The organism is Paenibacillus sp. J31P190, from assembly GCF_059692075.1.
The window spans coordinates 103770-116640 of the sequence record NZ_JCAUAS010000016.1 but is presented as its reverse complement, the minus strand read 5'-3'; the positions used below and the strand labels follow the sequence as shown (position 1 = coordinate 116640).

General features: G+C 40.5%; 5 protein-coding genes. All 5 read left to right on the top strand.

Annotated features, from left to right (window positions below):
• The first annotated feature begins 51 nt into the window (after positions 1-51).
• The 5 genes from AC58U0_RS24710 to AC58U0_RS24690 all read left to right on the top strand — a co-directional run bounded on the left by AC58U0_RS24710 (position 52) and on the right by AC58U0_RS24690 (position 12520).
• On the top strand, positions 52-840 hold the full coding sequence (locus tag AC58U0_RS24710; RefSeq protein ID WP_497381590.1) for a WecB/TagA/CpsF family glycosyltransferase: 789 nt from the start codon (positions 52-54) through the stop codon (positions 838-840).
• Positions 841-972: 132 nt separating this feature from the next.
• Positions 973-2082 carry a glycosyltransferase family 4 protein gene (locus tag AC58U0_RS24705; RefSeq protein WP_497381589.1) on the top strand — a complete coding sequence of 370 codons (1110 nt, stop codon included), beginning with the start codon at positions 973-975 and terminating at the stop codon, positions 2080-2082.
• Positions 2083-2335: 253 nt separating this feature from the next.
• A complete protein-coding gene (locus AC58U0_RS24700; protein ID WP_497381588.1) occupies positions 2336-6295 on the top strand; it encodes an S-layer homology domain-containing protein in 3960 nt (1319 codons plus the stop codon).
• A gap of 230 nt (positions 6296-6525) precedes the next feature.
• Positions 6526-9384 (top strand): S-layer homology domain-containing protein, encoded by a 2859-nt coding sequence (locus AC58U0_RS24695; RefSeq protein ID WP_497381587.1) that lies wholly within the window; start codon positions 6526-6528, stop codon positions 9382-9384.
• A 277-nt stretch (positions 9385-9661) separates the two neighbouring features.
• A complete protein-coding gene (locus AC58U0_RS24690) occupies positions 9662-12520 on the top strand; it encodes an S-layer homology domain-containing protein (RefSeq protein ID WP_497381586.1) in 2859 nt (952 codons plus the stop codon).
• The last annotated feature ends 351 nt before the right edge of the window (positions 12521-12871 follow it).

The window sequence follows — 12871 nt, the reverse complement described above, 5'->3', positions numbered from 1 at the left end:
AAAAAGCAACCAAAATCCGATTACCAACGTCATTTAAAGGAAGAGATATCTATGAGTTCAACATCAACAACGACCCAATCTAAGGTCGCATCTGCGAATGCTATACCCAAAGTTCGCATCTACGGAGTACCCATCTCCAAAATGGGTATGGACCAAACCGTAGCTTACCTTACGAACGTTATTGAACAAAGACAACCCCATCAGGTTATTACGGCCAATCCCATTATGGTCATGGCCGCGCAAGACGATCCTGCTTATCTGAGCATGATGCAGCGCGCTGAACTCATCGTTCCTGATGGAACCGGTGTCGTCTGGGCAGCGAAATATGTAGGTGAGCCTGTTGTAGAACGGGTTCCGGGCTATGATTTGATTCATGAGCTGATGAAAGTCGGTGAGTCAAAAAGCTGGAAAGTTTACTTGCTTGGCGCTTCCAATGAGGTTATCCAAGCTGCAGCTGAGAAGCTTCGTACGGCGTATCCGGGGATAAAGCTGGTTGGCGTACGTGATGGATATTTTAAAGACGAGCAGGATGCTGAAGTGATTCAAGATATCGTGGATGCGGCTCCGGATATTCTTCTCGTAGGAAGATCTGCTGCTAATCAAGAGCCTTGGATTGGGAAATACAAACAACAAATCAGTGTCCCTGTCATGATGGGTGTTGGGGGAAGTTTTGATGTTCTTTCGGGCAAGCTAAAACGAGCACCCGTTTTATTTCAAAAACTACGTCTTGAGTGGTTTTACCGCCTGATGCAGGAGCCTTGGCGTTACAAACGAATGCTTTTACTCCCTCAATTCGCATTGAAAGTGATGCGGGACAAAGAGAAAGTCACCAAACCATGAGAATATTTATGAAAATTGGCTGAAAACGGTCATTTCAGATGAATTTAGCAGTGGTATTTGTGAGCAAATGGGAGTATAATTCATTTCGGCGGATCACCTGCCACCCAAGACAAGAGGAGCTGTGAAGAAGACATGTATGGATTATATGCGATTGGGTTTATCGGTGCTTGCTTAATGGCGCTGCTGCTGACACCCCTAGTCAAAAAATTTGCCTTCTGGGTTGGAGCCGTTGATGCCCCTAACCATCGTAAGGTACATACCCGAATAATGCCGCGTCTCGGAGGATTAGCGATATTCCTTGCATTCGTCGGAGCTTATTTTGTCGTCTCTCCAGCACTTGATGCCGTTAACTCCAATGCCGCATTTGGGTTGCTAATCGGAGGCTTTGTGATTGTCGTCACGGGTGCCTTGGATGATCGTTTTCAACTATCTCCCAAATGGAAGCTGCTCGGGCAACTGATTGCCGCTTGCATCGTTGTTTCCTTTGGTCTTAAGATCGACCTCGTTAACATTCCTTTCGGAACCACCAACCTGCCAATTGGCTGGTTAAGTATTCCGATTACGATATTATGGATTGTCGGTGTTTCCAACGCGATTAACTTGATTGACGGCCTAGATGGCCTGTCAGCAGGCGTATCGGGTATTGCTACTACTACGATTCTAATTCTTGCTCTAATGATGGGCAATGTTACCGTTATTCTACTTTGTGTCATTTTACTTGGTAGTATCATAGGCTTCATGTTCTATAACTTTCATCCGGCCAAAATCTTCATGGGCGACTCTGGCGCCTTGTTCCTAGGCTTTGCCCTAGCAACACTATCGATTCTTGGCTTTAAACAAGCAGCCGTTGTTTCACTTTTAATTCCTATTATGATTCTAGGCGTGCCCTTATCCGATACCTTCTTTGCGATCATGCGTCGCTACGTCAATAAATTACCGATCTCTGCACCGGACAAAAGCCATCTGCACCACTGTTTGCTGCAGCTTGGATTCAGTCATCGTACAAGCGTGCTGATCATCTACGGAATTGCCTCCATCTTCGGCGGCAGCGCGGTGATCTGCTCAGTCTTTATCTCCCAAGATTCCACTTGGGGTCTTATCATGATCATCGTGGCTCTCTTCCTGGTTATGCTAGTCGGAGCAGAAGCTATTGGTATCATCAGTAAGAGCCGTAAGCCGGTGCTGAACTTCCTACAAAGGCTTGTAGGCAAGCAAGTTCAGAGCGACCGAATGGGTAAATAAGCTATAAAATTGGAATCCAACCTTCGGGTTGGATTTTTTTTGCATTTTATGAATTTTCTTCTTTCTCTAAACATTTCCTTTGTTTCGACCGATAAGTAAAGTACAAGAACTTTTGACTATTTGCCGCGTCTAATCATGTGGAATGATAGAAGAATATGGGAGGGATTGTCGAAATCTAGCTAGTAAAATTATTGTTAATACTTATACTATGGCGAAACTAACAACATTTAGATTACATAAGGAGGAACTAGTTTTGAAAACCAAGCAAAAAAGAAATAAGTGGATTAGCATAAGCCTTATGATAGCTATGCTGCTAGCAATTCTACCGCCACTTACCGTTAGTGCGGCAGCTACAATTAGTATCACGAATCTGTATTCACCAAATCCGAACGCTCCTGCTCCAGGCAATTATGATGACTCATTAGTCAATAAATTTACGGTAAATCCAATTGAGGTAGATGCATTAATTAACGGTATTGCAGATGATCAAATTACGGATATGTATTACGAGATTTTTAATGCTAATACTAATCAAACCAACACTGTAAAGACGAATAAAGCTGTTAAGAGTACGTCGAACAGTAGTGAAATATCTTTCAAAAATGTTCAGTTGTCACCAGGTAAAAACGTAATTACCATCAAATTCGGAACTACTGGGAATATTGCATCCACGCCTGCATATGCCTACTATACGCCGGTTACGAATATTTCTGCCCTTCAATTTAACGGTGTAGACTTTTTAGACGGTGGTATATATCCTAAAGGGCCTCCGTATACGGGAGTTTCTATTACGGGTACATCTTCCAATGCAAACGCCATTGAAGCCAATTACGGTGGAACTGTCTATCAACCTGCCGCCTTTCAAAATGGTAATTTTACATACGTAGCCAATACTACAAGACCAACAGATTTGAATTTTAACCCAGGGGACAATAAAGTAGTCTTTGCTGCTAATAATTTAACTAATTATTACACGACGAATAGATCATTTATTTACGATAATGGGAAAGCATTTGCTTATAATGCATTCATTGATCTCAATGGCATCAATCCATCCCAAAATCAAAAATTAGTTGATAATCCAACTTTACAGGATGCCGCAGCAACACCAATTAAAGATGTTGCATTAACAGCCAATGTTAAAAATCCATTAATAAGTGCGAACAGTTCCGTTACCCAGTTTGTATATGTAGATGTTTATACATCGGGTATGGCCAGTACGAAGCTGCACTTTGATTTTACGAATTCAACTAACCCTACACTTACAACTTCAGGTTCATTGAACACAGGCAACAATGTAGCCCTTAATTCTGCAAAATTGGTCCATAAACCGGCGCTTTCAACTGCAGACTATTATGGTTATATGTTTACAGGTATATTACCCGTAAATCCAATAAGTACAGTTCAGCAAGTGAACTTTGTATTTACTGATAGCAACGGACTTACTACAACTTCTCAATATTCTTACTCTTATGTGGATCCCAATCAACCTTATGTTGATCATGTTAACATAAAGAGAACCCCATCCGTAGGTGGGACTGCTTACGAAACAGCTATTAGTACATCAAGTACAACACAAATCTCAGAGTTTCCTGCGACTTTAGAGGCCTATGCTAGTAGCAACACAGATGCTGTGGAAATTCAGTTAAATGGAGTCAATTATCCTGCCAATCCAAGTCCGGGTAATAAATTGTTTACTGTTAGTAAACCGGCTGTAGATGCCAGTGGTAATGCAATTAAAGATGCTAATGGTAATCAGTTAAAAGATTTTTCAATAAGTTTGCAAGGCATTGCAGATGGACCTGTTGTTATGAAAGTTATCCCATATATTGGGGCAGCTGCATATACGGCTGGGACTAAACAGTATAGTTTAAATATCTCAGGTGCACCATATGTGATCATTAACAATCTTTTTACAGGTATGGTGGTTGATAGTTCAAGCAAACTAACGTGTGGTACAGGTACTACCGGTCCTTGTATTACAGGACGGTTAGTAAATGTGCCTACAGCTGACTATGGTACCGAGATATATTCAATTAATGGTACAGTTATAAGCCCAACAGCCGGAAACATTCCTTCTGGTGGAGCTGGTGGGAATAATGGCTCATTTAAATTGACCAGTACTGAACTTAACCCAATCTTTAAAGGTGATGGCAAATACACGTTCAAAGTTCAACTAAAAGTAAACGGTCAACTTATTACGACATCTAGTATTGATATCTTTGTATTATCAAACAATGTACCGGCAATTAATTACTTGAAACCAGTTGAAGCCGATCCTTTGAATCCGCAATTTATTGCAACGTCACAGCCTGACACTTACGTGACTAGAGCAACAACAGTGCAATTTCAAGGTGAGATTGTTAACTCAGTAATCGGTGCAACGCCAGGAACTGCGCTTTATTTACGTAAAGCTCCTGCAAATTACTCAAATGCCTTGATACCTGTAGGGGGTCAAATTGTATTAAATTCTATACTGACAAGTGCGCCTTTACAAGTCTTTAACACACCTGCTAGTACTCCTACTGTTCCAAACCCATCAGCAATTTCAATGTCTGAGTATGGGAATTATGTATTTGAATTGGTTTCAGCTAATAATACTTCAGGATCAACTGCGAACAAATTAATTACTATTACACGTGAGCCGGTACCTTATGCTTTTATTAGCCCACAACAGAACCAGATTATTAAAAATAGTAGTGGTTTGGATCAGGCGAGCATTAATCAAAACTTTTATATGATACAGCTTCAAGCTGATAATGCCGATTCAATAACATTTGGCAAAGACGAGGCTGTCTATGACAAAATAAATAAAAAATACCTTTATGAAGTAAAAAACCTTAAAGCCGGAGCTAATACCATCAAATTTACTGTTAATCGAGGTACCTCCAAAACGAATGCAAGTATTATCCTTTTCAATACAAATACAGATATAGAAGGCGAGCAATACAAGACGCCACTTGCTTCTAATAGCTTAAAGATATTTAATGGTCAAATTCAGCTTAACTTTCCTAAAGACACTAAATTAATGCGTAATGATAGAACAAGCACAACGCAATTTATCACAACCGACCGCCAGATTTTATTTGGAATTGCAAATAATGATGACGGTAGAATTGATAAGCCTAATGAATCTTTAATTGGAGTTAATTACTTAACTACACCAGCACATTATAGAACAGCTAGCAAAAAATATTGGATCGATGCCGGTATTATACCGCCTACGTCCAATGCGTCAACGCCAGGACTGCAGGATGCTTATTTGGGTAGTGGAATTTTACCGAATACAACAAACCCTAGCCAAACAGCATTTTATGTGCGAAATTATAACGACCTAGTTGTACCAACTAAAAGAGGGACGCTAACCCTCAGTTATGATTCCAACATAACAAGTGATGCTGGGAAATATGTATCCGTATTTCAGTTTGGATATTTTGATAATCCTACTGGTTTAGGGCCTGCTTTGCCAAGCTGGAAAAACATTGGTGGTATTGTTGATCAGAAAAATAATACAATAACAGTCCCGGTAGACTCGTTTGGTTATTTCCAGGTTATGTATATGGATGACAGTTTTAATGATGTGACGAATCATCCATGGGCAAGAGATAATTTGGATACCTTATATTCAAAAGGGATTATGTTGCCAAAAACGCCATATCAGTTTATGCCTAATGACGCTATAACTCGTGGTGAGTTTGTCACTATGCTCGTTAAGATTTTTGATATTCCACTTTTAAATCAAGATACACAACAAAATGCATTTAATAATACGTCTTCCACATTTTTGGATGTCCAAAGAGGCTTCACGGATCCTACGGGTCTTACTAACTTCTTATCCATAGAAGCAGCGGCGAGGGCAGGGATCATTCGTGGTAATGCAAATGGGACCTTTTTACCTAGAGCTCCGATTACACGACAAGATGCGGCTGTAATCATAGCGAGAGCCGCGGAATTGAAACTGACCTCAGATGAAAAGAAATCGTTAGCGGCGCTTCAAAAGGTCTTCACGGATGCTAATAGCGTCGATATCTACGCAGTTCCTTCTGTGGAGGCCGTTGCAAAGGCTGCTTTAATTGAAGGAAAAGATAATGTACTACTTCAAGGCCAAAAGAAATTGACTCAACGTTTTGATCCAACAGAGAACTTCACACGTGCCGAAGCAGCTGAAGTAGCGATTCGTGTAATGAAACAGCAAAAAAAGCTTCCTAAATAATAATTCATTTAAAGACTGTGTCCGATTTATCGGATGCAGTCTTTGTTTTTTATCATTACTGGAAAATACTTATCAATGAAATTCTGCATACAGTCACGTATACTAACTTATGTAGCCAAGGTGATAGACGCGAAGCTACATAGAGTCATGTCATGATTCATCAGTCGCCCCGTTGGTTATAAGTTTTTATAACAAAAAACTTTCATAATATTAGGAGGAAACAAACTTTTATGAAGAAAACACTATCCGTAGTTCTTACATCCGCTATGGCTCTTTCCATGTTCTCATCCGTCGCATTTGGTAAAACATCTGCTGACTTCACAGACTTGAAAGACCTGGATGCAGCAACAAAAGCGAAGTTCGATGCGATGATCACTGCTGGTATTTTCGACGGCGTGACTGACACTACTTTCGGTCTGAAAGACGAAATGAACCGTGCACAATTCGCGAAAGTAGCGGCATTGATCATGGGTCTAGAAGTAAACAAAGACTTGAAAACATCGACATTCACTGACGTTAGTGTAACCGACGCAGCAAATGGTTATGCACTTCCTTACATCGAAGCTTTGAAAACAGCTGGCGTTACTGATGGTTATGCTGAAGGTCAATACAACCCGGCTGGTAAAGTAACAAAAGAACAACTCGCTACTTTCTTGGTTCGTGTTCTTGGACAAGACGCAGCAGCTAAAGGTAAAACAGGTACAGACACAACCGTTTCTGGTTGGGCACAAGGCTATGTCGCTTTGGCACTTGAACTGAAACTTCTTTCCAACGGCACTGACGGTAAATTCGGTGGTATGGCTAACGCAACTCGCGATCTTCTAGTGAGCGGCGCATACGAAGCGAAACAACAATACGTACCAGCTGGTAAAGTATCTGTAACAGAAGCGAAAGCAACAGGCGTTCAAGAAGTAACTGTAAGTTTCAACAAACCGGTAGATACAGCTAAAGCTAAAATTGCTTTGACTAAAGGTACAGTTGCTGTTGCGACAACTGCGAAATTTGCAGATGACAAGAAATCGGTTGTATTGACATTGACTAACGTAAAAGTAACAGAAGGCAGCTACACAGCTACACTTTCCGGTCTTGATGCAGCAGGCGTTGATAAAACAACGGCAACATTCACTGCTGAGAATGAAAAAGTAACGAAACTTAGCTTTGTAAATGCAAGTGATAAAGTTCCGCAAGTGAAAGATCTTGTTATTCAACTTAAAGCAGAAAACCAATATGGCCAAAATGCTTCATTGAACGGCAGTAACTATTCTGTATTTGGTTACACAGGTGCTTCAATCACTCGTAATGCAGATAATGGTTATCTTGAACTTAAAGTAGATACAAGCAACAAAACAACGTATCCAACTGAAATTGGTGTACTTCCATTGACAGTAAGCATGAATCAATCTGCGATTTCTGTGTCGAAGACATTCAAAATTGGAACTGAGCAACTGGTTTCCAAGATTGAGCTTGCAGCGGCGGAATATGCAGCTGGAAAAACTGCTCTTTCAGAAGCGGGAGATAAAGCAACAATCGCAATTACAAGATATGACCAATACGGATTTAAAGTTGTTGCAGATGCATCCACGACAACGACTCCGGTAATTACACCAAATGATATGAACGTTCTTGACAAAGCAGTTGTTGATAATGAATTGGTTATAACGGTTGCAAGTGGTAAGAAAGTGGATAAAACAGGCGAATATACAGTGACTTACTATGAAACTGGCGCTTCTGCTACAGCTAAGATTTCCTTGAGTGCAGGAAGTGTTCCAACGAAGTTAGCGTTCGGTGCATATAGCGGTGTAGTAGCAGAAGGTGATACGAATGTGTACATTCCAATCACAGCTTTTGACGCGGCTGGCAAGCAGCTTTCAGCGCAAGATATCGTTGATAATGCAGGTAGCATTCAATTTACAGCAACTGGCGCAGCTATAGCTACAGCTACAGATGCTGGAGTAACAAACGGAATTGTGAAGTATGGTGAAAACAAAGGTATGCTGAAGTTGAGTGCCGTTAATGCCAAAGAAAGAGGCGCTGTGTACCTGTACATGTCCATCTTCAACGCAAACGTTCAAACACAAGATCAACTTTCATTGACAGTAGCAGCAGCTCGTACACCTGAAAGTGTTGTACTGTCCGGTTCTGAGCCTGCTAAAAAAGCATTGAAAGATGCAACGACGATAATGAAAGTATTGGTAAAAGACCAATATGGTGAAACGTTAGACACAGTTCCTGCTGGCTACACAGTGAATGTTAAGGTTGATGGAACTTCAGCTGCTATTACTGGTGTACCTACAGGAAATGTAACGGATTTGAAAAAAGATCTAAACGATAAAGAGATTACATTTACAGCTAATAATACTGTTGGTAAAACAAGTGTAGAAGTTTCGCTTAAAAAAGGAGATGCTGAAGTTTCTCCAGCACTGAAAAGAACAGTAGAAGTGATTAACAGCACAGATTTGACTTACAAAGCAAAGCCTATGACTGACTTATTTGCAATTACAACTAACGAAATAGCGAAAACTGGTATCTTTGCAGATGCTAAAGTAAGTAAATTCGCAAAAACATTAGAACTTGAAGTAACTGACAAATCTGGTGATACGGTTGCTGTGCCAGCTGATTTGAAAGCCATTCAAACGGCGTATACGTCTGATTCAAACATTGCAACAGTGACTCCTGAAGGTAAAGTTTTGGGTCAAAAAGCGGGCACTGCAACAGTTACAGCGGTTGTATTCAAGGCTAACGGTGAAACACAGGACTTCACTTACACGGTAAATGTAAAAGCTGATGCTCCTACAGTAGCAACATTAACAGCTGACGAGCATGCGACGTACAGCGCTAAAACCGTTGCTGAGATGATCAATGCTAAAGTAGTAGATAACTATGGCGCTGAGTACGAATTGAATGAAATTGCGCCTTACGGAGAGTTCTTTGGAGTTCAATACATCATCTCGAATGTTCAAGGTACTGATGGTCCTACTGCGACATTGAATTCAGATGGTACAATTAAAACTACAGGAACAGTTAAAGAGTTCGTTGTTAAAGCAATCTCCAGCAATGGTAAAACAACGACTTCACATATTACAAACTAATTCCTCGCTTTAAACTAGAGACCCTTCGGGGTCTCTTCTTTTATAGTGCTTGTTATTAGCGGCTTTATTCTATGCTAGGTTTTGATGTTCAATAGCTAATGTTAATTGGAAAATACTTATCAATGAAATCTAGTATATAATCACGTATACTAACTTATGTAGCCAAGGTGATAGACGCGAAGCTACATAGAGTCATGTCATGATTCATCAGTCGTCCCGTTGCTTATAAGTTTTTATAACAAAAAACTTTCATAATATTAGGAGGAAACAAACTTTTATGAAGAAAACACTATCCGTAGTTCTTACATCCGCTATGGCTCTTTCCATGTTCTCATCCGTCGCATTTGGTAAAACATCTGCTGACTTCACAGACTTGAAAGACCTGGATGCAGCAACAAAAGCGAAGTTCGATGCGATGATCACTGCTGGTATTTTCGACGGCGTGACTGACACTACTTTCGGTCTGAAAGACGAAATGAACCGTGCACAATTCGCGAAAGTAGCGGCATTGATCATGGGTCTAGAAGTAAACAAAGACTTGAAAACATCGACATTCACTGACGTTAGTGTAACCGACGCAGCAAATGGTTATGCACTTCCTTACATCGAAGCTTTGAAAACAGCTGGCGTTACTGATGGTTATGCTGAAGGTCAATACAACCCGGCTGGTAAAGTAACAAAAGAACAACTCGCTACTTTCTTGGTTCGTGTTCTTGGACAAGACGCAGCAGCTAAAGGTAAAACAGGTACAGACACAACCGTTTCTGGTTGGGCACAAGGCTATGTCGCTTTGGCACTTGAACTGAAACTTCTTTCCAACGGCACTGACGGTAAATTCGGTGGTATGGCTAACGCAACTCGCGATCTTCTAGTGAGCGGCGCATACGAAGCGAAACAACAATACGTACCAGCTGGTAAAGTATCTGTAACAGAAGCGAAAGCAACAGGCGTTCAAGAAGTAACTGTAAGTTTCAACAAACCGGTAGATACAGCTAAAGCTAAAATTGCTTTGACTAAAGGTACAGTTGCTGTTGCGACAACTGCGAAATTTGCAGATGACAAGAAATCGGTTGTATTGACATTGACTAACGTAAAAGTAACAGAAGGCAGCTACACAGCTACACTTTCCGGTCTTGATGCAGCAGGCGTTGATAAAACAACGGCAACATTCACTGCTGAGAATGAAAAAGTAACGAAACTTAGCTTTGTAAATGCAAGTGATAAAGTTCCGCAAGTGAAAGATCTTGTTATTCAACTTAAAGCAGAAAACCAATATGGCCAAAATGCTTCATTGAACGGCAGTAACTATTCTGTATTTGGTTACACAGGTGCTTCAATCACTCGTAATGCAGATAATGGTTATCTTGAACTTAAAGTAGATACAAGCAACAAAACAACGTATCCAACTGAAATTGGTGTACTTCCATTGACAGTAAGCATGAATCAATCTGCGATTTCTGTGTCGAAGACATTCAAAATTGGAACTGAGCAACTGGTTTCCAAGATTGAGCTTGCAGCGGCGGAATATGCAGCTGGAAAAACTGCTCTTTCAGAAGCGGGAGATAAAGCAACAATCGCAATTACAAGATATGACCAATACGGATTTAAAGTTGTTGCAGATGCATCCACGACAACGACTCCGGTAATTACACCAAATGATATGAACGTTCTTGACAAAGCAGTTGTTGATAATGAATTGGTTATAACGGTTGCAAGTGGTAAGAAAGTGGATAAAACAGGCGAATATACAGTGACTTACTATGAAACTGGCGCTTCTGCTACAGCTAAGATTTCCTTGAGTGCAGGAAGTGTTCCAACGAAGTTAGCGTTCGGTGCATATAGCGGTGTAGTAGCAGAAGGTGATACGAATGTGTACATTCCAATCACAGCTTTTGACGCGGCTGGCAAGCAGCTTTCAGCGCAAGATATCGTTGATAATGCAGGTAGCATTCAATTTACAGCAACTGGCGCAGCTATAGCTACAGCTACAGATGCTGGAGTAACAAACGGAATTGTGAAGTATGGTGAAAACAAAGGTATGCTGAAGTTGAGTGCCGTTAATGCCAAAGAAAGAGGCGCTGTGTACCTGTACATGTCCATCTTCAACGCAAACGTTCAAACACAAGATCAACTTTCATTGACAGTAGCAGCAGCTCGTACACCTGAAAGTGTTGTACTGTCCGGTTCTGAGCCTGCTAAAAAAGCATTGAAAGATGCAACGACGATAATGAAAGTATTGGTAAAAGACCAATATGGTGAAACGTTAGACACAGTTCCTGCTGGCTACACAGTGAATGTTAAGGTTGATGGAACTTCAGCTGCTATTACTGGTGTACCTACAGGAAATGTAACGGATTTGAAAAAAGATCTAAACGATAAAGAGATTACATTTACAGCTAATAATACTGTTGGTAAAACAAGTGTAGAAGTTTCGCTTAAAAAAGGAGATGCTGAAGTTTCTCCAGCACTGAAAAGAACAGTAGAAGTGATTAACAGCACAGATTTGACTTACAAAGCAAAGCCTATGACTGACTTATTTGCAATTACAACTAACGAAATAGCGAAAACTGGTATCTTTGCAGATGCTAAAGTAAGTAAATTCGCAAAAACATTAGAACTTGAAGTAACTGACAAATCTGGTGATACGGTTGCTGTGCCAGCTGATTTGAAAGCCATTCAAACGGCGTATACGTCTGATTCAAACATTGCAACAGTGACTCCTGAAGGTAAAGTTTTGGGTCAAAAAGCGGGCACTGCAACAGTTACAGCGGTTGTATTCAAGGCTAACGGTGAAACACAGGACTTCACTTACACGGTAAATGTAAAAGCTGATGCTCCTACAGTAGCAACATTAACAGCTGACGAGCATGCGACGTACAGCGCTAAAACCGTTGCTGAGATGATCAATGCTAAAGTAGTAGATAACTATGGCGCTGAGTACGAATTGAATGAAATTGCGCCTTACGGAGAGTTCTTTGGAGTTCAATACATCATCTCGAATGTTCAAGGTACTGATGGTCCTACTGCGACATTGAATTCAGATGGTACAATTAAAACTACAGGAACAGTTAAAGAGTTCGTTGTTAAAGCAATCTCCAGCAATGGTAAAACAACGACTTCACATATTACGAAATAATGAATTACTTTGAACAAGAGGCCCTCCGGGGTCTCTTTTTTTTAGCATCGTTAACCTTGAGAAGCAACGACTCTAGTTACTGTAGACCAAGACTAAGAGAATAAAAACGAAAAAAGCAGCTGACCCTCATCAGAGGCCAAGCTGCTTTTTTCTTATTAGTTTACGGGTTAAAAAAAATTTTTTTAGATCGCAACTTTTTTCGAATCACTGCGTTTAATACTATGAAACAGAGATACATAGCAGATTGAGGGTTTGCTGCTACTTTATAACGTTTCATGAAAATAATTCTTTACGACGCTAATCGACCATTGTATAATGTAAATTGGTGTCAGTATCTATCTTTTCAGTTTA